Below are 21,109 nucleotides of genomic sequence, written 5' to 3' on the forward strand. Positions count from 1 at the left end.
GATACGGTGACCTTTAATCTCCTTAACGTAGGTACGTCTTAGCTGTATCTTCTCTTCTTTGGCGATACGGTGAGAGAAAACAGGCTATGTGTCCTTTAACTTAACAACATACCTCACATTTCTACCAGCCGTTCCCTCTACTTGTTCTATGAGGTTTTTTGAGACCAGATCAGCGATATCTCTCTTGGCTGTGGCTGTAGAAGTTTTGGCTATGGAGATATATTTTTTGGTATTTAGACCACCCTCGAAACCATCTTCTCCTGCATCCAATAACTTATTGAGTACTTTTATTTGGCGAGTGTTTAGCGAATACTCTCTTGCTCTGTCCCAAAAGTTGGCTTTTTGTATGGCTATTTGAACCTGTTCCAGTGATATTTCTATGGCTTTGTTTATCATATCGGTATGCCAGGCTATCCACTCTGTGATCTCTAAATTTTTGTTGAAAAGCAGCTTTTGACTGTGCTCCAAAAGGTCATAGTAGCTCTTTTTATCCTCTACTATGGCTGTAGATATGGAGTAGTAACCATCATTTAATCCAAGCTCTTTTGATAATACATAGTTTGTTATCGCTCTTGCAATTCTGCCATTTCCATCATCATAAGGGTGTATAGTCACAAACCAAAAATGGGCTATGGCGGCTTTGGTGTAGGGTTCTTCTTTGCTTTTGTTTACAAACTCCAAAAAACAATCCATCTCTTTATCTAAAATATCTGGAGGGGGTGCGATATAGTGGGTCTGTTCTCTTCCTCCTTTATAGGAAACGACAGACATCTCCTCTTCTCTAAATTTTGCAACATTTATTTTATACAGTCCGCTATATCCATCAGGAAATAGAGTATTGTGCCACCCATTAAGACGCTCTATAGTAAGTGGTGAGCTATTTGTACTGCTATCCATAAACATAGCCACAAGCCCATCTGTATGTTTTGTAGAAGTATCTTTTTTTATAGCCCTACCATCTATCTTTTTTAGAATCGATGAACGAACACTCTGACGGTCTAAGACCTCTCCTTCTATTTGGGAGGAGGTGACTATTTCATTGATAGAAGATTCCACTTTAAGAGCGTTGCTTTTTTGAACTCCGAGCATGGTAAGTATGCCATCTAGTCTGCCACTATTTTGACTCATAGACAACAGGCTTTTACTCAATTTGGTTTTATCATATTTGAAATGAGGATATGTATCATCTTGCCATATCCATATTTTTTCATTTCCCATCTCTATCCTTGGTCTGTGTGAGCTGATTAATTTAGATAATCGTATCATAATATGAGCTGATTGTCAAATTTAAGTAGCTCAAAGATACAATAACTCTTTATCTATTTTGGCAGATAAGATGCAAAATGTTTGAAGTGGTACACGAATTGGTACACGATTTAGAGCCTAGTCTCGCAAAGCACGGTGTAGAGGGGAAGTAAAATTCCCCCTCATCTCCACCAAAATTAAAAACTTCAAATATAAAATTCTTCTTTAGATTATTTTTCTTTCAATATCAGAACTTAATGCTGTTGTCACTTCATAACTAATCGTTCCAAACTGTTTCGCAGCTTCTTTTGCATCATTCATCACACACACCTCTTCTTTGGTAGATTCAAGTACAATGAAATCCATAGAGACACGTCCGAGTATAGGGAGTCCTTCTGCTGTACTGTAGGGTTGCCCGGAGTTACCTCTGCACCAACCATCCCCATAACCCAGATCATACGTAGAAACCGTCATCTCTTTAGGAGCAATAAAATCTCCTCCGTACCCTACTCTTTCCCCTTTTTTCAGTACTCGAGTAGAGGTCTTTTTTGCATGGAGGGTGAGTACCGGTTTAAGTATTACTTCATCAAAAGAAAGAGGCAGTTCATTATAACCGTAAGCCCCTATCCCTACTCGAACCAGATCTTCATCAAAATGTTTACTGCGCAGGATAGCTGCTGAGTTATGCGAGTGGAATCGTACATTGGTGAAACCTTCATTTTTCACATGCTCTTTTACTGCTTCAAAGCGTTTCTGCTGCCAGAAAAGTTCTGAACCAAGTTCATCTGCACTGCGGAAATGGGTCATCACTCCCACAAGATCCAAACCTTGTTCTTTTATCAGTCCCAATGCAACATCCAACTCATCAAGTGCTATACCGTTACGATGCATTCCTGTATCTACTTTCAACTCTACTTTTGCACCTTTTTGGGCTTTCACAATATCACTCAGGATATTGATAGCAAAAGAACACTTATCATCTTTTACTATCTTGTCACCCAAAACTAAAACGGTTTCAAAGAGTGCTTTGATAGACTCTGCCTCTACACTCTTTCTCACTACGGCATGTTTAATGCCAAACTGGGATGCAAGTTTTGCCATAAGCTCCAGACCATGTCCATATGCATTGTCTTTGAGAACAATAGCGATCTTGTCTACCGAGCCGGTTTTTAGTGCAATTTGGTTAAGATTATGATAGAAGTTTTCTTTATTGATCGTGATAGTTGCCATAGAGGGATTATACATGCTTAATAAGTAAAAAGGGATTAAAATGGATTGGTTTACTGGCGTAGTTGTTGTTGGGATGGCTGCAACACTTATTTTTACAGGATTTCTTGTGAAAGAGTTCAGGAAAAGTATCAAAGAGAGCAAAGAGGGTAGAGTCAGTGGAAAATGTAACCTTGACTAACAGAGTAATGCCTGCTGAATGGGAGAAGCAGAGAGCTGTACTTATGTCTTTTCCTCATGAAGAAACAGACTGGGCAAAAGATGATCTTGAAGCTGCTCTTTCACCTTTTATCCGTATCGCCCAAGCCATTGCTTATGGAGAAGCCGTTTACATCATCTGTAAAGACAAAGAAAAGATCTCTTCTATGTTCTGTTCTGCTCGAAACATGACTTTTATAGAGATACCTACCAATGATACATGGATACGTGACTACGGATACATCAGTATCAAAGAAGAAGGCAAGACTAAACTGCTTGACTTCACTTTTGATGGCTGGGGAGGCAAATTTGAAGCTTCACTTGACAACAGTGTCAATCAACATTTACATCAAAAAGGCTATATGGGTGTCACTCCTCTTGAAAAAATCAATTTCGTACTTGAAGGAGGCTCTGTAGAAAGTGATGGAGAGGGGACTGTCCTCACTACTTCAGAGTGCCTTTGTAATCCAAATAGAAATGGTGGACTGAGTAAAAAAGAGATAGAAGAAAAATTAAATACCTACCTTGGAGCTGATAGAATTCTATGGCTTGACCATGGTTATCTTGCCGGAGATGACACAGACTCTCACATAGATACCTTAGCCCGCTTTGTCAACAAAGAAACCATAGTATATGTCAAGTGTAATGACAAAGAAGATGAACACTATGAATCATTACAAAGGATGGAAGCACAACTCAAAACATTTAAAACAAAAAATGGAGATCCTTATACCCTTATTCCTCTGCCTATGTGCGAAGCAAAGTATAATGACGAAAGAGAAAGGCTACCTGCTACCTATGCCAATTTTCTCATTACCAATGATGCACTCATCTACCCTGCCTATCATGATAAAAATGATAAAAAAGCCGGAGAGATATTTCAAGGGATATTTCCGGATAAAGAGATCATTCCTGTACATTGTTTAAAACTTATTGAAGAGGGAGGAAGTCTCCACTGTTCTACGATGCAGGTTGTTTATTAACGCCTATACCCAAGATCAAGCGTCCAATACGTTTTGTAATACCCCTTTGGATTTGTACTTTTTGCCAATGCCATTTCCCTGAAATTCGGGCTCATGATATTGGCACAATGGGAAGGACTTTTCATCCATGCATTCACAATTTCCGATAGGGTTTTCTGCCCGGCACCTACATTTTCAGCAAAGGCAAAAGCCTTTCTGTATGTGTAGCCATGAAATTTCCCGCGTTCCGACGCTCTGCTTGCATGCCCTTTTTGTCTCCCTGTAATATCTGTCAATTTTCCGGAACCCGCATGGTGAGATAAATTATGTGTCGCCATATCATGAGCATGTTCAGCAGCGGCCCGATGCAGCTTATCACTCCATTTCAAAGGCATTGCTGCTTTAAATACCCCCTTATGTCCACATCTTCTTGGTTTGCTTCTGAGTATATTGATCACATCAAGATACGATTTAACCATAGTACGGTCACTGTCATAACGATAGGGAGTATTGAATCTGCTATCTATAGGAGTAGTTTCATTCGTACCTGCATGGGCATCCATTGTAAATAAACCGATAATGATCAGAAAAGAATATCGAAACATTCTCTCTCCTTTATTGCATCTATTGAATTGATTAAAAAGAAAAAGAGGGAATACACAGTGTAGACCGCTGGCAACCTGGCGATCTTTCTAAAAGATCCATGGCTTTCCGTCCCTGCTTCACAACAGGTTTGGCTTTTTCAACTTTTAATAACTTATTTTATAAAATATCACAAACTAATTTAAAATAAAATAAATCCAAAGTTCTCACGCTTATGCTAAAATAACAGAAAAATAAAGGCAAAGCCTATGCAAATTGCTCTTATCCAACAACAATATCATGGTAGTAAAAATACTACTATCAATATAAGTACACAAAACATACAAAAAGCTGCACAAGATGGTGCAGAACTCATTGTTCTGCAGGAATTGCATCAAAATGAGTACTTCTGCCAAAGTGAAGATACAAATTTTTTTGAATATGCTTCTGATTTTGAAGCAGATGTATTGTTTTGGAGCAGTATTGCCAAAGAAAACAGTATTGTACTTGTCATTTCACTTTTTGAAAAACGTGCACCGGGTCTCTACCACAATACTGCTGTAGTCTTTGAAAAAGACGGCTCCATTGCAGGGAAATACCGAAAAATGCACATTCCTGATGACCCTGGTTTTTATGAAAAGTTTTACTTTACCCCTGGTGATCTTGGATTTGAACCCATACAAACCTCTATTGGTAAACTTGGTGTACTGGTATGCTGGGATCAATGGTATCCTGAAGCGGCTCGTATTATGACACTCAAAGGGGCTGAAGTTCTCATCTACCCTACAGCCATTGGCTGGTTTGATGAAGATACTCAAGAGGAGAAACAACGACAACTGGAAAGTTGGATCACCATACAACGTTCCCATGCCATTGCTAATGGTATCCCTGTAGTCAGCTGTAACCGTGTAGGATTTGAAGCCGACAGCAGTAGAGTAATGAAAGGGATTCGCTTTTGGGGTAATTCCTTTGTCTGCGGTGCACAAGGTGAGATGTTAGCTCAGGCAGATAATGAAAGTGAAACCATTCTCTATGCAAATATAGCGCATGCACGCACCAAAGAAGTACGAGACATCTGGCCATTTCTACGGGATAGACGTATAGAAGATTACAATTGTCTATTAAAACGTTTCTGCGATTAAGTTATTTTAATTATAATCCGTAAAAATATTTTCCCAAGGAACAATCATGTCAATGGATATTACCCCCGTAAAAAAAGGTGAACAAGTTCACTTTCATAACCCTGCTATAGCATTTTATGAGGCTATTGGTGGTGAAGATGGAATGCGAGAACTCATGTATAACTTTTATGACAAGATCTATGAGAGTGATATCGCCCACTTCTTTCCCCAAGATGAAGAAGAGTTTGAAGCGGTCAAAGTTAAAAATACCAAATTTTTCATCCAGATCTGTGGTGGACCGAAAGTCTATGAAGATGAAGCAAAAGGAATGGAGCTTAATGAATATATGATCAGGCTTCATGATGATTTTTCTATTACTGAGAAATCACGCATAGAGTGGCTTGGTACTATGAGGGAAGCCCTTGAAGAGCTTGAAAATGTAGATAAAAAACTAATAGAAGATTTTTGGAGCTACCTTGAAAACTTCTCAAAACTGACTGTCAATACTTTTGCTGACGGCAGTACCTATTATGCAGCATATACACAGGCAGCGGAAGAGAAATAATTTTCTCTCTGCCTGAACCTGTTCCAGGTTCTCTTTGATATGCTATTCCATCCTGTAAGAAGGATGGAACTCTATTCAATCTTTTTCTTAAGAAGCTGGTGCAAATGCAGCTTCCATTGTTTCCAGTTTTAAAACCATTTCATCATATTTTGTTTGTGCTTCAGCTTCACTGTAATCTAAAGTATCTACAAGTTTTGTTTTAATTTCCGTTTCATTCTGTACCATTATTTCACTCATCATACCAAAAGCTGTATCTACCGTAATTTCTGCATTTGCAATGATCACTTCTGTCACAGGGTCAATAAGTTCTTGTGCCACTCCTGCTGCTTCCAGTAAATGTTCTGTAACGTACACTTCTACATCATCTGGAGAAAGCACCATAATCGCATCTACAAAATTTGAAACCAACTCGTAATCTGTTTCCAGTTCTCCGGTTATACCGCTTATATTCATATCAGCAATCATCTCCTGCATTCTTTCCACACTCATGGCATAAAGTTCAGAATCAGAAATTACATTCATTACATCCATTGCTTCAGCAAAATATTGTACACGTAACTGCTCTACTCCACTGAGATTCTGATCTGCAATCGTAGCGATCAATGTACCTAATGTACTTCCGCCTACTTCCAATAAGTCTATTTCCGGAACAGACATCTCTTCTGCGATTGCTCTATAGAATGCTCTTGTATCATTGGTATCTGTTGCAAGCTCTGCAGCCTGTTGTAATGCCATTGCTGCCTGAAGTGCTCCCTGATCCTCTAATTCAAGCATATTTGCCTGCAATTCTTCTACTGTCAATCCAAGGACAGATGCAACTCTTTCCTGAGCAGCTGTCATATTCATATCTGCTGCCATAGCTGTTTCATATACTAAAGTAGTAAGTGGTGTGATCATCTGTTGTGCAGCAAGGTTTGCTTCATCGATCATTGCTGTCATCGTACCTGTAAACGGCATTTTTGTCACTCTGTCATATCCACCCTGTACAAGCAATGTTGCTCCAGCTATCATATCATCCTGTGAAACAGTCATACTGTAAGTACCGTTCATATCTGTTTTTACTGAAGGCTCAGTAGTTTCACATTCACCATTGTTATTGATATCCAAACATACTGTCGCACCTACCAGTTCAGGATCTACAGCAGTTCCCTGTACTGTTGTCTCTGTTGATCCGGAAGCTGAACCTCCACCACCACAACCAACTAAACCAAAACCTGCTACCAATGCAGTTACTGCTATAATACTTGTTTTTTTCATAATTCCATCCTTTAAAATTGATACTGGTATTATGACAAAGAAGTATTACCTGAAAATTACTAGAAGTTATTATAGTTATAACCATAGAGCCTATACTGTTTTTGAAGTATTATTATAAAACGGGTAGAGCACCCTGTTTAAAAATAGTAGCCAAGATTCACAATCGTAGAAAGGTCACTTGCACTATCACTCAGACCGTGAGAAACCCTCAGATTCATAAACCAGTGCCTATTGAAAGCATGATTTACCATCAATGTTGTATTTTCAATATCTTCAATACTGCTGTAAACTGATTTCTCTCTGCTGTATGAGAGATTGATATAGGTAGTGTCAAACAGATAATATCCTATACTTACCGATTTTGTATCTATATTCCGGGTCATCTCATCATGCATAAACGTATATTTGTAATAAAAATTCATATCAAATTTATCTATTTTATAATTCATATTCACATTCAAAAAATAATCTGTTTCATTACTGCTGTCTGAAGCTATAGGCAGTACCATACCCGGCCCGAATTTCATGGTCATATGATCCATTTTTAATTTATAGTTTACGGACAGATAGAGATCATTGCCTGCATAAGTATTGTTCTGGGAATAAGACTGGGTAAACAGAGTAACTATAAAATTCTTATAATAATAGTCAGCCATAAATGAGACCAAAGTATCATTTGTACCATTGCCTGTTTCCACATAACCGGCACCCAGCATGATATCAAAATGGTGTTCTGCTTTAAGAGAAAGTTTTCTGGTTGTACATCCTGTTTTATCAACCAATTCAAAGAAAGGTGTATTTGGACACTGATCTACATCATTATCTACACCATCCATATCACTGTCAACAGATGCCAATAGATTTACAAAAAGCAAAGAGAGTAAAAGCAAAAACCTCATTGGAGTTACTGCCCTCCCTTAGGTGTCTGAATATCCGGTACGGACATCGTTACCTGGGGTGCAGGAAGAGAAATATCTCCTATAGACGGAGGTACCGGCGGCATCTGCGGCATATCTTGAAGAGGCTTCGTTAAAGGCGGTACTGGCATTTGCGGCAATTGCATTGCATCTCCGGAATTGCTCATCGCATCTCTCAGCTGGGAAATAGCCTTTGTTCTCTGCTCACTGTTGAGTTTTGCAATCTGTATCTTTATCTTATTCATAATCATATATTTTTCAGATTTTTTTGCATGCTTAAGCTGTGCGATCTGTGCAGAGATATCTGTTTCCGCATAAATATGGGTTGTCAGGAAAATAGATAATACAAATATATATTTCATCACGTTCATTATGCCCTTTACTTATAAAAATTATATCATAAGTATAGTTAAAAAAAGTTACTTCAATATTACCTTGGATAGATCCAACATCACTTTTGTACCATTTTTCTCTTGACTTTCTATTTTGATCCCAATAGATAATTCATCACATAATTTTTTAACAATATGCATTCCTATACCTATTCCTCTATCCTGCTCTTTATAAAATCTTTCAAATATTTTTAAAGGATTTTTAATCCCTATACCGCTATCTTTGATCACGAGTGTATCATGATCTGCAAAAATATGAACTGTTCCGTTTCTAATATTATATTTTCCGGCATTACTCAAAATATTGTCAATGATCCTTGTAAATGCATCCTTATTGATATCTAAAGATATATGCTTCACTTCAAGAGAATACCGAATATCCGGATATAGCGTATTAAAATACTGAACCCTTCTTTGCAGCAGGTCACTCAAATCAAATTGTTCTTTTTGCGTATGAATACCTTTAAGGAATGTTTGCAGGTTCTTTTGGAGAGTCAGAATGGTTTCAATATTGTTTTCTACTCTATTGATCTTTTTATTTTCACCGGTTTCTTTTTTTAAAAGTTTAAAATTGATTACCATAGAAGAGATGGGTGTATTGAAATCATGTAAAATATCTTTTACGAACTCTTCATTCAAATGAAGTGCTTTTTTAAGCGGTTTAAGTGCATAAAGAGAAAAAAGCAAAGAGAGCAGCATAATAAAAACAGAGAAAAGCAGCATATCAATGATCAGATTATTTTTAACTGTAGCTATTTTCTCTTCATATTTTTTTTGTGCCAATATCACTTTCATGAGATAATTATCTACCGTAGGAACCGTAAAGTAACTATAGATATTTTTATTTTTATAGAGTTTTTCCCTCTCTGTCTTTTGTGAAGCGGGCACAAAATCCAGACTGAAATCATCACATTTCATCGTATAGCTGCAAAGCTTCATTTGAGTATGTATCTCATTGTCCAATGTTCTTTTTTCATTATTGAATTGCTGCCAGAAAATAATAGATATCAGGATCTCCAAAAGTGTAAAAAAAAGAAAAAAGTTCTTAAGCAAAGACTCTATTTCATATTTTTTCAATCATATACCCCTTGCCTCTGATATTTTTTATATCTATATCCAATTTATTTTTGAGTTTTGCCAAATTAACACGCAAAGCATTGGCATTAGACTGTTCCAGCAGTTCCATTAATTCATAATGATCTACGATCTCATCTATCCTGGTGATCAGTGTGTGGAACAGATTCATCTGGATCTCTCCTAATCCTACGGTCTTTCCGCTTTTCTGCAAAATTTTTGTACTGGGGTCATAAGACAGATCCTTATAATATATCATTGTCCTTTTTTTCAGATAATGACTTTTGATACGTATCACCAACTCCTCCGGATCAAAAGGTTTTTTAATATAATCTTCCGCTCCGATACCAAAACCTTTGGAGATGGATGCCACATCAGTCAACGCCGTAATATAGATAGCCGGTGTTTTGTCACCGGACTCTTTTAAGGCTTTCAAAACATCAAATCCATTAATATCAGGGACATTAATATCTAAAATATACAGATCATAATCATGATCAAATGTAAGATCAAAAACCTCTTCACCACGGTGTGCTCTGTCTACACAATATCCTTCAAGCTCCAAATATTCTGTAAGACTTTCACATAGGATATGGTCATCTTCCAATAATAATATCTTCATCTTTTCTCCTTGAGAACCACCACATAAAAGCAAACATCAATCCTGGTGTTTTTGCAACAGTTTCATTATAAATAAATGTTTCAGCATCTTCTATGGAGAGCTCGATTACTTCAATAAGCTCTCCCTCTATACCACCACCTTCTGAGACTTCCATACTTTTATCCACCTCTGCATAATAGAGTGTCTGTCTGCTTCCTGCAAAACCGACAGAAGTATAAAAAGAGGTGATCTTTTCTATCTTTTCAAGTGGTACATCATACCCGCATTCTTCCTCTATTTCCTCTTTTACTATCTGTAGCAGAGAAAGATTTTTATCAACAATCCCTGCACAAAGTTCTATCGTCATTCCGTTTCTATTATTCAAATATACAGCGGGTCTGAACTGTTTCACAAGAATAAAAGCATCTTTTTCTCTATGATAGATCAATACAGCAACACTGTCATGTGCCTGTACGATCTCCCATTTTTTTCTGATACCGTTTTGATCGTATGTTGCCAAAGCAGTTGAAATAAACTTGGAATCATCAAGCGGATTCAATTGAAAGTTCTCAATTTTATTCTTCATTTTCCAGAATTTCCTTATCATGTACTCTATAACCTGCTTTATGTTCTTTACCCCAAATATACGATGGCGTATCATTTTTCAGGTAAACCAAAAGTTTCTCTTTATTCTTTTTTGCACCTTTTATATCGACTTTTTTATATTTTATTGTTTTCACATTTTCATATTTCGTGAATTTTTTCAATATAGAGGTTTTGATGGATTTTCTGCGTAATACTTTCATAGGATTTACCCATCGCCCGTTCTTCATCAATCCGAAATGCAAGTGCGGACCGGTACTCCTTCCTGTACTTCCCACATAACCGATGATCTGGCCTTTTTTAACTCTTTGTCCCCTTTTAACACGTATACGGCTTTGATGCGCATAAAGTGAAACATACCCGCCTGCATGTTTGATCTTCACTACTTTACCGTAACCGCCCATCCAGCCGGCAAAGATGACTTTTCCTGAATTCACAGCCAAAAGCGGCGTCCCCCTTCTCGCTCCAAAATCCGTTCCATGATGCGGACGGTAGCGATGCAGAATAGGATGCCATCTTCTGTAAGAAAAACCTGACGTAATCCGAGCATGTCGCAATGGCATACCGAATCTTGAACTTCTACTGCTCACAGGTACCCTGCGCATATAGGTCACTTTTTTCTTGCCGTTCACAGTATATGCCTGGGATTTGTCCGTACTTTTATAGCCATACCCATCTTCATCCACATAGATGAACTGCTCTTTTTTACCCATTTTGACTCTAACAACTTTAATATTCGGCATTGCATAAGGTTTGCCAAGTCGTGTTTTCTGATCATAGATAAAATCTATCTCATCCTCTTTATGCAGTTTCTTTGTATTGATCACACCTTTCAGTGCCTGAGATATCTTTTTTGCTACTATGGGCTGTTGTGTCGCTTTCAAAGTATCTGTATACGGATTTTCCTGAATTATAACCTTGGCGAAATAGAGATCTTTCTTATATACAATAGGAATAATATCAAAACCATATTCACTGCTTTCAGCCTTTTTGAACAAATGGATCTGCATCTCTTCACTAATGGGGATCAGTGCTTGCACTAATATGCCATTCCTGTTTATAAGTTCATAATATTTATAACGGCTTCGAATTTCGGAAAGGAACTTTTGATCTTCCTTTGAAATAGAATTCAGAAGATCTGCTGAAATATTCTGCGATTCCAAATACTCTGAAAATGTTTTTCCCTTTTTCCACTCTTTATGAGTCACCTTCATACCAAAGGTAAAGGTACACATCAACACAAACACGACAATATACTTCATTCCACTCCATCACCCTATTCAATTGGGCATTATTATAACTTAATTAAGTTAAGGGGATAGCTATGGAACACAACTTATCTGCAAGTGATTTTCTATAATCGTTTTATTGTATTCTGTCTTTTTCAAGTGTATTATACTGTGTCTGGGATATTCAAAGAGTCCTATTCCCCCTCCCTCAATAAACTTTTAATCTTTTGCTTGTATAATCAATCTAATATAATTTTTATCTACAAAGGATCGCTATGCGTAAAATAGCACTTATTGCTTTAACCGCTCTACCTCTGTTTGCAGGATTTTTTCCTTCTACCGTACATACTTCTGTCTCAAAAACAGGAGAAAACACTGTTTCACTAAAATCCTCTCTTCCTATTAACGGTATGAGTGCTGTAGTAATCCATGATTATGGTAATTCCCTGGAGGCTGTCACTGCTTATCTCACACAGACTTCATCTGACGGAAGTGCAAAAATCATAAGCAGGGACATCATACACCATGATGCACTGCCAACAATCAAAACAGCTGTTACAAAGGGGGACAAGGTTATCGGAGGATATCTTTACAATACTGTTCTGCTTTTAGCCCCGAATGCGGACACCTATGCCAAAATCACTTCTGCATATCATAAGAAATGGGTTCACCCGGATCTTTTTGCACTTTTTCTTTCTGAAGCGGGAGAATCACATCCGACCAGAGAAAATCTTGCAGCATTTGCCAGAAAATATGAAGTAGGGCTGATCTATATCGTACGTAATGGTTCCGCTGTACTTTTAGACCCTGTTTCCGGTCAGATAGTCAGCCAAAAAACCATGAGTAATCTTCCTAAACAAGGATTATACCCTTTCTATATGCGTTTTGATGAGATACAAACAGGCTGGTTCTCCAAAAGTGAAAAAGGAAACTACTACGAAACTGTGGAGGCCCTATAGTGCTGGATCCCAAACATATACAATCACTTAAAGATATTGTAGGAGATGAGAATGTCTATAGTGACAAAGCACATCTCATTGCCTACTCCTATGATGCTACCCGTACACGCTTTGAGCCTGATGCAGTGGTTTTTCCCAGAGATGAAGAGGATGTAAGCCGTATCCTTGTCTACTGTAACCACCATCACATTGTGATCACACCTCGTGGTGCAGGTTCCGGTTTTACAGGCGGTGCACTGCCTACCAGCGGCGGTATCACACTTGCTATGGAAAAACATATGAACAAGATCCTTGAGATCGATATGGAAAATATGGTTGCAGTCGTACAGCCTGGGGTGATCAATATGGATCTGCAAAAAGCGGTAGAAGAAGTAGGTCTTTTCTATCCACCGGATCCGGCAAGCGAGGAGTACTCAACACTGGGAGGGAATGTCAGTGAAAATGCCGGCGGTATGCGTGCAGCCAAGTATGGTATTACAAAAGACTACGTCATGGCATTGCGTGCAGTACGTCCCAATGGTGACATTATCCGTGCAGGAAAACGTACCATTAAAGATGTAGCAGGATATAACATTGCGGGTATCCTGATTGCAAGTGAAGGAACACTTGCGGTATTGACTGAAATTACGGTCAAGCTTATTCCAAAACCTAAATTTACCAAAGCCTATATGGGTATCTTCCCTTCTGTAGATGATGCGATGAATGCTGTGTTTAAATCTCTGGCAGCAGGAGCAAACCCTGTAGCAATGGAGTTCATGGATGATTTGGTTGTTCAGGCACTCAAAGAGAAGTTAGGTATTGAACTTCCTGAAGATGCAGGTGCACTGCTCATTGGAGATGTAGATGGAAATGTGACAGAGGAAGTAGAGTTCCAACTTGAGATCCTTGGAAAATCGTTCAAAGAGAATGGTGCACAGGAGTTTGTCATTGCCAACAATGACAAAGAGAGAGACGAACTCTGGTATGCCAGACGTAATGCATCCCCCTCCATTACCATCTTTGGAAGCAAGAAACTTAATGAAGATATCTCAGTTCCTAGATCCATGCTTCCAGAAGCACTTAAACGCATCTATTCCATCGGTGACAAATACGGATTTAAAGTACCGTGTTTCGGACACGCAGGCGACGGGAATATCCATGTTAATGTCATGGTGGACGGTTCTGATGAGAAGCAGCTTGAAGAGGGGCATCAAGCCATAGAAGAGATATTTGAACTCGTAGTCGATATGGGTGGTACACTCAGTGGTGAACATGGTATAGGCACAAGTAAAGCACCGTTTATGAATATTGCATTCAATGCTGCAGAACTTGACCTTTTCAAAAGTATCAAACATGCATTTGACCCTAACAACATTCTAAACCCTGGGAAAATGGGGTTACCTAATTAAAAGGGATAGACTCGTTCCCAGGTTCTCCGAGGACATGAGTCCTGTCAGGAGTAAACAATGAAAAAAACAAATACCGCATTCAAAACACTTCTTCGAAACTATTATCTATTCATAAGAGATTTCTTCAAAGACCTTTTTGAAGATAAACTGGGACACTATGCTTCCAGTTTAAGTTGGAGTACACTTTTTTCCATTATCCCTTTACTGGCTATCATGCTTGCTATTTTTACTACACTACCTCTTTTTGATACCGTTTACAGTAAAATAGAAACACTCATTTTTTCCAATCTGATGCCCACAGACTCGAAAGAAGTAATGGGATACATCAACACCTTTATCGCAAACTCAGATAAACTGGGGGTTATGGGTGGATTTTATGTACTCTTTGCCACTATCATGTTCTTTAAAAACTATGACTATATCGTTAATGATATTTTTAATGTCCCTACCCGAACGGTCTGGAGTGCCGTTAAAACGTATTTATTACTCATTCTTATTATACCGGCTATGATGGGGGGATCATTTTACGTCTCTTCCTTTATCCAAAGTTATCTGGATAAAAACAGTATTACAAGCGCCATACACATTTATACATTTTTACCTTACTTTATCGTTTGGATGATGTTCTATGCAGCCTATCAACTCTCCGCAAATACACGTATTGATGTACGGGCTGCCATGATAAGCTCTTTTATCGCTTCACTTATCTGGTATCTTTCTAAAAGTGCATTCATCTTTTACGTTATGCATAACAAAACCTATGCAAGTATCTATGGAAGTATCAGCACCTTACTCTTTTTCTTTTTATGGATCTACATTTCCTGGGCTATCTTTCTCCATGGATTAAAGTTCTGTGATCTGCTCAACAGGGATGAAGAGATAGAGCATATATAATACTGCTGCTCCAAAAACCATATAAAACAATCTCCGGTTCCAAATGGCTCCTAATGATAAACCAACATACCCAAGCACAGTCCATACAGGTAAAAGCTTTTCTTCTCCCCCTTGCGGAAGATCGAATAACCATGATAAAGTACTGTCAAATACTCCACCAAGACTTACTAGATGCAATACCATTACCAAAGGATAAAAAGGGATGAAGAGGAGTGATAACAGAGGAGACAAAAGCTGATACCCGCTTGTTAGACCAAAAATAGTGTGTACTATGGGAAGCATCAAGATAAAAATACCCAAAGGAATAAAAAGTAAAGTAATAATCCATGCATCAAACTTCTTCGTATATTGCAATAAAAGAAAAATATAAAACACTCCGGCAACAGAGAACCAAAAGCCAAGAGAGACCAAAAGAGAAGGGAAAAGTACCACAAGTATACACAGTACAGTTGTCAAAAATGTGAAACTTAGAAGTTCCATCCCCAGCAGAAGTACTGCCCACCCTACCAAGACCATTGCATATGAACGCAGAAGAGAAGGAGGAAAATCTACGAACCATACATAAATACCCAAACATATAACCGTAAACAGACCTACATCGAAAAGTGCATGACGATAAGGGAAATACCGCTGTTGTACTGGTCGGTAAAGAAAAGACAGCATTCCATATACCACTCCCCACAGTATTCCCAGATGAAATCCACTCAGTGCTACAAGATGACTTACTCCCAGCATACTTATTTTTTCTCTTAACGCTTTTGGCAAAGGAGTAGCAAAAAAGATCGCATGATAAAATGGCCGTAAAGTGGTCTCCTTATGCTGGGCAGAGACTTTTTTAAGCAAATCATCTTTAAATGTAAAAGGAAGGGCTTCTACATTTTTAATGCGGCTCTTCACATAGAAAGTACCTAAGTAACTAAGGAATGTGATCTTATCACTGGGAAATAACTGCATACGCAAACGTTGACCGGAAAAAGATCTTTTTTGATAACTGGTCGTATAAAAGGTCAAGCCCTCATCACTGCGTAGTTTCAATACTTTATAGGTTTTGCCATGTTTTGTTTTACTTGTTTCAGAAAGTACTTTGGCATAGGTATAGTAAAAAGGCTTGGAAATAAACTCCTGGTAAGTCCGGTACTCTATCGCAAGCCGTATTAAGATTATACATACCAAAATCCCCATTACCCATAAAAAACTTTTGGTTTCAGGAAAGAGTTTCGGTTTTTCCAGTTGCATAGTCCCCCACTTTGAATGGCCGCAGCTTCGGTTCCGCCAAACAATTTAAAATATATATCATAAATCGACTAACACCAAACTTGCATACAAACACATTATATCGGAGGCAACTCAATATTCCCTGTATTCATTGGTATATCATTCTCTTCATATACAACTTCAAATGCCGGAGAAACAGAAGCATCAACAAAACGTGTATATTTCTTCTGAAAGATCAGATCTACCGTACCAGTTGGTCCGTTTCTCTGTTTTCCTATGATGATCTCAGCCTGTTCTTCAGGTTTTTTTCTAAATTCGCTGATATATTCTTTCCCTTCTGCCTTTGCTTTCATCTCTTTCTCTTTCTCCTGTGCTTCACGATAGACATCATCACGATAGACAAAAAGAATAATATCAGCATCCTGCTCGATGGCTCCGGATTCTCTCAGGTCAGAAAGCATCGGACGTTTATTTTCCCGGCTCTCTACACCACGGTTAAGCTGGGAAAGGGCAACTATCGGTATTTGGAGTTCCCTTGCCAGCTGCTTAAGCCCTCTTGATATCTCAGAGACTTCCTGTTGTCTGCCTTCACGGCCTTCTCCACTCATTAACTGCAGATAATCGATGATCGCTACAGAGATCTCGGGATGTTGTGCTTTAAGCTTGCGAAGTTTGCTTCTCACATGGTGGATGGTTGCATAACCTCCGTCATCTACAAAGAGTTTCTTTTTCGAAAGTTCATCAGTCGCAGCTGAGAGTTGACTCCATTGCTCATCTCTAAGGTCACCTACCCGGAGGGCCTGAAGAGGTATGGAAGTCTTTGCCGAAAGCAGTCTGAGCATCAGTTGTTCAGCCGGCATTTCCAAAGAGAAAAAAGCCACCCCTTCATTACGTTCTATAGCTTTGAGTGCCATATTGAGTACCAATGCTGTTTTACCCATTGCCGGTCTGGCAGCAATAATGACCAGATCCCCTTTACCGAAACCGGATGTTTTATCATTAAGATTCCTAAACCCTGTATCTGTACCGATGAGTTTGGAGTTGCCCAATGCTTTAAGACGGTTGATCTCATCCATCATGGCAAGAGTGATCTCTTTTGAGTCCCTGAAATCTTCATTGGTATTATTCTGGGTGATCTCATACAGTTTCTTCTCAACAAGATTCATGATCTCTTCGGCAGGGAGATCATCTTCTATGGTTACTTTTTTGATCTCTGTGGCAAGTGTTGCCAAAGCTCTTTTACTGGATTTTGCTTTGATCTCGGCAAGGTATGCCGCTGTATTTGAAATAGGATTTGCTGAAAGCAGATCAAGCATTGCTACTTCATCAAATTTTCCCATAGAAATAAGTTTTGAACGCAGGAACTCTTCATCTATCGGTTTCTCTTCACGGCTCAACTCTTCCATTGAAGTAAAAACATACTGATGAAAAGGCAGATAAAAATCATGTGCCCTCAGTTTTGCAGCGATCTCTTCATAAATTTCCGGATCGAAAATAATAGCTGAGAGTACTGCTCTCTCTATGTTCAAGTTATACATATTCTCCATTATTGATTATCCTCTGCAAACTTCTCTACTTCAGCAACAAATCTGTCGACCAACTCTTTTTCCGGTAATTTGGCAACCACCTCCCCCTTTACCATGACAAGGCCTGTACCTTTGCCGTAGGCAATTGCCACATCTGCATGCTTGGCTTCACCGATAGCATTGACCACACATCCCATCACTGAAACATCCATTGGTGTTTTAATGTGTGCTGTCCGTTTTTCCACTTCTGCAACTGCTGTGACCAAATCAGCCTCTATGCGCCCGCAGGTAGGACAGGAAATGATATTCAACCCTTCCTGTACCCGTCCGGAATCCTTAAGTATGGCTTTGCCTACCCTGATCTCTTCTTCCAGCTCTCCTGTAATCGAAACACGCAGAGTATCACCGATACCGTCAAGCAGAAGCGTCCCTAAGCCTATGGCAGATTTCACTGTTGCATGGAAGATAGTCCCTGCTTCTGTTACCCCTAAGTGGAAAGGGTACTCATTTTTGGGGCGTAACATTCTGTAGGCATCTACGGTTCTATCAACATCAGATGCTTTAAGTGAAACTTTAATATCGGTAAATCCGAGATCTTCCAGGAATTTGATATTATACTCCGCAGAGGCTACCATACCCTCAGCAGTAGCCCCGTATTTCTGGTCAAACTCTTTTTCAAGTGACCCTGCATTGACCCCTATGCGTATAGGCAGAGAGCGTTCCTGACATGCCTTTACTATCTCTTTGATACGGGATTTCTCACCGATATTTCCAGGATTAAAACGGATACAGTCTACCCACTTTGCAGCTTCAAGTGCCAGTTTATAGTTAAAGTGAATATCTGCAATAAGGGGCAAAGAGATCTGCTCTTTGATCGCTTTAAGTGCCAATGCATCCTGCATCTCAGGTACAGCCACACGTACCAGGTCCGCCCCTGCAAAATGCAGACGGTTGATCTGCTCCACGGTCGCAGCTACATTATGTGTATCACTATAAGTCATAGACTGTACAGAGATCGGTGCATCACCGCCTACAGCTACATTGCCGACATAAATTTTCTTTGTTTTTACTCGTTCTTTCAACTTTTACCTTTGATTTTAATCTCATTCCCAACGTCCTCGTTGGGAATGCATATTCAATGTTTGCAGTATTGGAAGTTTTTTCCCAATCAATATCTATATATTCCCAAGCTGGAGCTTGGGAACAAGGTAATATTTATAAAAATATTCTATCCAAAAAACCCACTATTCACTATTAACTATTCTCTATTCTCTTCGAATTTTTACGAGAATTCGACCGGATCCATATCGATCTCAATTTCTCTACGATCCACACTGTGTAAAGCTTTAAGTAACGGTACCCTGCTTTCAGCTCTAAGCAAAATATGGAACCGGAACTTATTGGCTATTCTCTCCACAGGTGCTTTACCGTGTCCTACAATTTCAATATCTTCAAAGGTTTTGAGCTTTGTCACAGTATCCAGTGTGATCTTACTTGCTTTACTCTCATCTTTATGGGCTATGAGTATACGTGCAAGCGATGCAAATGGTGGATAATGCGCCATTTCCAAAAATGCCAACTCATCTTTGATGAACAGTTCATAGTCAGAGAGATAATTTTTGAAAAATGCTGCATCTCCTGTCTGCACGATGACATTAGCCTCTTTAGCCCTGCCGCTTCTACCTGCGATTTGAAAGAGTAAACTCATTGCTCTTTCTCTTGCACGGTAATCTGCCAATCCCAAGATATAGTCAAGCCCCATGACGACCGAAAGCGTTATACCCGAGTAGTCATGCCCCTTACTGAGCATCTGTGTTCCCAGCAATAAGTTACTCTCTCCACTCTCAAAGCGTCCCAGTGCCTCTTTAAGCTTCTTTGCTGTCGTAATGCTGTCTTTATCAAACTGCTCAATCTGTATCCCCTCTATGGCTGTACTTATGACTTCTATAGCTTCTTGTGTCCCCATACGTTCACTTTTAAGCGGTGTATGTCCACAGTTCGTACACGTATCTTGTATGGCTTCTGTAAAATTACAGTAGTGACATTTCAAATGTCTATGGTTTCTATGCAGTGCCATCCCCACAGAACAGTAGGGACAAAGATGCGTTTTTCCGCAACTCTCACAATAGAGGTATTTGAAGTTACCTCTGGTAGGTAAAAACAGTAGTGATTGCTCTTTTGCTTTATGGTTATGGTACAGAGCATTTAATATGGAGGAAGAGATACTGTCTCCTGTGATAAATGTATACTTTTTCTTGGCATCAATATAAGGTTTATCCAGTTTCACTACATTATACTTGTAATAAGAAGTCATACTGGGTGTCGCAGAAGCCAGGACTACTTTGGCACTTAATTTCTGTCCCATCAGTACTGCTACATCACGTGCATGGTAACGTGGTCTGGTCATAGCTTTGTAACTGTCATCATGCTCTTCGTCTACAATGATAAGTCCCAAGTCTTTAAGTGGTACAAACAGAGCAGAGCGAGCCCCCGCTACAATACGAACTTTTCCACTATATATACCTTCTAAAATAGATTCTTTTTTCTTTTTGGTCAACTTGGAATGCCACATTGCAACAGTGTCACCAAAATAGACTTTAAGACGTTTTTCCATTTGAGGGGTCAATGATATCTCAGGCATAAGGAATATGCAACTTTTATCCTCTTCCAGCATCTTTGCCATCAATGAAATAAAAATTTCTGTTTTGCCTGAACCGGTAACACCAAAGAGGAGAGCTTTATCTTTTTCCAGAAGTTGATCATAGGCTTTTTGCTGTTGTTCTGTCAATGTAGGGGCAGACCCCTGTGTCTGCCCATGGGCTGTTGAAGCTATTTGAGCTTCTATTGCATCCAAAGGGTCAACACAGGGGTTGCCCCCCGCAACATACGGTAAAAAAAGCGAGATCGCCTCTCCAAAAGAAGAAAAATAATACTCAGAGATAAATTTTGCTATTTCTATCTGTTCAGAACTGTAATATTTGTCTGAAACAGAAGCGATCTCTGCAGTTTCAAACTCAGGGATTTCGGTCTCTTTTAGAACAATGGCCTCTTTAAGCGTAGTTTTCAAAGGTACAGAAACAACCGACCCTTCAGGTATCGGATGTGGGGAACAGTAAGTCAAACCCGGAGCACTTGACCTTGTGAGAAAAATTTC

General features: G+C 39.0%; 21 protein-coding genes and 1 riboswitch. Of the genes, 7 read left to right on the plus strand and 14 right to left on the minus strand.

Annotated features, from left to right (window positions below; genetic code table 11):
- Positions 1 to 84: 84 nt before the first annotated feature.
- Together ACZ48W_RS04750 and ACZ48W_RS04755 are read right to left on the minus strand one after the other, a co-directional pair.
- The gene (locus ACZ48W_RS04750; RefSeq protein WP_464830200.1) at positions 85 to 1,218 is read right to left on the minus strand and encodes a Fic family protein; all 1,134 of its coding nucleotides are present in this window, start codon (positions 1,216 to 1,218) and stop codon (positions 85 to 87) included.
- Positions 1,219 to 1,470: 252 nt separating this feature from the next.
- Complete coding sequence (locus ACZ48W_RS04755; RefSeq protein ID WP_464830201.1) at positions 1,471 to 2,475, minus strand: alanine racemase; 1,005 nt, start codon at positions 2,473 to 2,475, stop codon at positions 1,471 to 1,473.
- A 40-nt stretch (positions 2,476 to 2,515) separates the two neighbouring features.
- On the opposite strand from ACZ48W_RS04755, the gene ACZ48W_RS04760 reads away from it, so the two are divergent.
- Positions 2,516 to 2,653: a hypothetical protein gene (locus tag ACZ48W_RS04760; protein ID WP_464830202.1), complete on the plus strand. Its 138-nt coding sequence runs from the start codon at positions 2,516 to 2,518 to the stop codon at positions 2,651 to 2,653.
- A complete protein-coding gene (locus tag ACZ48W_RS04765; protein WP_464830203.1) occupies positions 2,631 to 3,653 on the plus strand; it encodes an agmatine deiminase family protein in 1,023 nt (340 codons plus the stop codon). Before ACZ48W_RS04760 ends, ACZ48W_RS04765 begins: the two co-directional genes overlap by 23 nt.
- Here ACZ48W_RS04765 and ACZ48W_RS04770 read toward each other — a convergent pair.
- The gene (locus ACZ48W_RS04770) at positions 3,650 to 4,237 is read right to left on the minus strand and encodes a CAP domain-containing protein (RefSeq protein WP_464830204.1); all 588 of its coding nucleotides are present in this window, start codon (positions 4,235 to 4,237) and stop codon (positions 3,650 to 3,652) included. The two genes, ACZ48W_RS04765 and ACZ48W_RS04770, sit on opposite strands and share 4 nt — an antisense overlap.
- Positions 4,238 to 4,303: 66 nt before the next feature.
- Positions 4,304 to 4,380: riboswitch (cyclic di-GMP riboswitch) on the minus strand.
- A 103-nt stretch (positions 4,381 to 4,483) separates the two neighbouring features.
- Between ACZ48W_RS04770 and ACZ48W_RS04775 the strand changes: the two genes are divergently transcribed.
- Positions 4,484 to 5,356 carry a carbon-nitrogen hydrolase gene (locus ACZ48W_RS04775; RefSeq protein ID WP_464830205.1) on the plus strand — a complete coding sequence of 291 codons (873 nt, stop codon included), beginning with the start codon at positions 4,484 to 4,486 and terminating at the stop codon, positions 5,354 to 5,356.
- Positions 5,357 to 5,402: 46 nt separating this feature from the next.
- A complete protein-coding gene (locus tag ACZ48W_RS04780; protein ID WP_464830206.1) occupies positions 5,403 to 5,900 on the plus strand; it encodes a globin domain-containing protein in 498 nt (165 codons plus the stop codon).
- An 87-nt stretch (positions 5,901 to 5,987) separates the two neighbouring features.
- Here the strand turns inward: ACZ48W_RS04780 and ACZ48W_RS04785 are convergent, their stop codons facing one another.
- From ACZ48W_RS04785 to ACZ48W_RS04815, 7 genes are all read right to left on the minus strand, one after another.
- On the minus strand, positions 5,988 to 7,157 hold the full coding sequence (locus ACZ48W_RS04785; protein WP_464830208.1) for a hypothetical protein: 1,170 nt from the start codon (positions 7,155 to 7,157) through the stop codon (positions 5,988 to 5,990).
- A 137-nt stretch (positions 7,158 to 7,294) separates the two neighbouring features.
- Positions 7,295 to 8,056 carry a hypothetical protein gene (locus ACZ48W_RS04790; RefSeq protein ID WP_464830209.1) on the minus strand — a complete coding sequence of 254 codons (762 nt, stop codon included), beginning with the start codon at positions 8,054 to 8,056 and terminating at the stop codon, positions 7,295 to 7,297.
- 5 nt (positions 8,057 to 8,061) lie between these two features.
- Positions 8,062 to 8,436, minus strand: coding sequence for a hypothetical protein (locus ACZ48W_RS04795; protein WP_464830211.1), 375 nt, complete (start codon positions 8,434 to 8,436; stop codon positions 8,062 to 8,064).
- Positions 8,437 to 8,493: 57 nt separating this feature from the next.
- Positions 8,494 to 9,543 (minus strand): sensor histidine kinase, encoded by a 1,050-nt coding sequence (locus ACZ48W_RS04800; protein WP_464830213.1) that lies wholly within the window; start codon positions 9,541 to 9,543, stop codon positions 8,494 to 8,496.
- On the minus strand, positions 9,530 to 10,162 hold the full coding sequence (locus ACZ48W_RS04805) for a response regulator transcription factor (protein WP_464830214.1): 633 nt from the start codon (positions 10,160 to 10,162) through the stop codon (positions 9,530 to 9,532). Before ACZ48W_RS04805 ends, ACZ48W_RS04800 begins: the two co-directional genes overlap by 14 nt.
- Entirely contained in the window at positions 10,137 to 10,727 is a 591-nt protein-coding gene (locus tag ACZ48W_RS04810; protein ID WP_464830215.1) for an NUDIX hydrolase, read from the minus strand. Before ACZ48W_RS04810 ends, ACZ48W_RS04805 begins: the two co-directional genes overlap by 26 nt.
- The gene (locus tag ACZ48W_RS04815) at positions 10,717 to 12,006 is read right to left on the minus strand and encodes a peptidoglycan DD-metalloendopeptidase family protein (protein ID WP_464830216.1); all 1,290 of its coding nucleotides are present in this window, start codon (positions 12,004 to 12,006) and stop codon (positions 10,717 to 10,719) included. Before ACZ48W_RS04815 ends, ACZ48W_RS04810 begins: the two co-directional genes overlap by 11 nt.
- Before the next feature lie 242 nt (positions 12,007 to 12,248).
- Here ACZ48W_RS04815 and ACZ48W_RS04820 point away from each other — a divergent pair, with 242 nt between their 5' ends.
- From ACZ48W_RS04820 to ACZ48W_RS04830, 3 genes are read left to right on the plus strand one after another with little or no spacing between them, the layout of a single operon-like run.
- A complete protein-coding gene (locus ACZ48W_RS04820; protein ID WP_464830217.1) occupies positions 12,249 to 12,932 on the plus strand; it encodes a plasminogen-binding N-terminal domain-containing protein in 684 nt (227 codons plus the stop codon).
- A complete protein-coding gene (locus ACZ48W_RS04825; protein WP_464830218.1) occupies positions 12,932 to 14,320 on the plus strand; it encodes an FAD-binding oxidoreductase in 1,389 nt (462 codons plus the stop codon). The genes ACZ48W_RS04820 and ACZ48W_RS04825 overlap by 1 nt, the downstream gene beginning before the upstream one ends.
- 57 nt (positions 14,321 to 14,377) lie before the next feature.
- On the plus strand, positions 14,378 to 15,214 hold the full coding sequence (locus ACZ48W_RS04830) for a YihY family inner membrane protein (RefSeq protein WP_464830220.1): 837 nt from the start codon (positions 14,378 to 14,380) through the stop codon (positions 15,212 to 15,214).
- Here the strand turns inward: ACZ48W_RS04830 and ACZ48W_RS04835 are convergent.
- The 4 genes from ACZ48W_RS04835 to ACZ48W_RS04850 form a co-directional block, all read right to left on the minus strand.
- Entirely contained in the window at positions 15,164 to 16,450 is a 1,287-nt protein-coding gene (locus tag ACZ48W_RS04835) for a ComEC/Rec2 family competence protein (RefSeq protein WP_464830221.1), read from the minus strand. The genes ACZ48W_RS04830 and ACZ48W_RS04835 overlap by 51 nt on opposite strands.
- 95 nt (positions 16,451 to 16,545) lie before the next feature.
- Positions 16,546 to 17,976 carry a replicative DNA helicase gene (locus ACZ48W_RS04840; RefSeq protein WP_464830222.1) on the minus strand — a complete coding sequence of 477 codons (1,431 nt, stop codon included), beginning with the start codon at positions 17,974 to 17,976 and terminating at the stop codon, positions 16,546 to 16,548.
- Entirely contained in the window at positions 17,976 to 19,037 is a 1,062-nt protein-coding gene (gene ispG / locus ACZ48W_RS04845) for a flavodoxin-dependent (E)-4-hydroxy-3-methylbut-2-enyl-diphosphate synthase (RefSeq protein ID WP_464830223.1), read from the minus strand. The genes ACZ48W_RS04840 and ispG overlap by 1 nt, the downstream gene beginning before the upstream one ends.
- 200 nt (positions 19,038 to 19,237) lie before the next feature.
- On the minus strand, positions 19,238 to 21,076 hold the full coding sequence (locus ACZ48W_RS04850) for a primosomal protein N' (protein ID WP_464830224.1): 1,839 nt from the start codon (positions 21,074 to 21,076) through the stop codon (positions 19,238 to 19,240).
- Positions 21,077 to 21,109 lie beyond the last annotated feature (33 nt).

Source organism: Sulfurovum aggregans, from assembly GCF_055385215.1.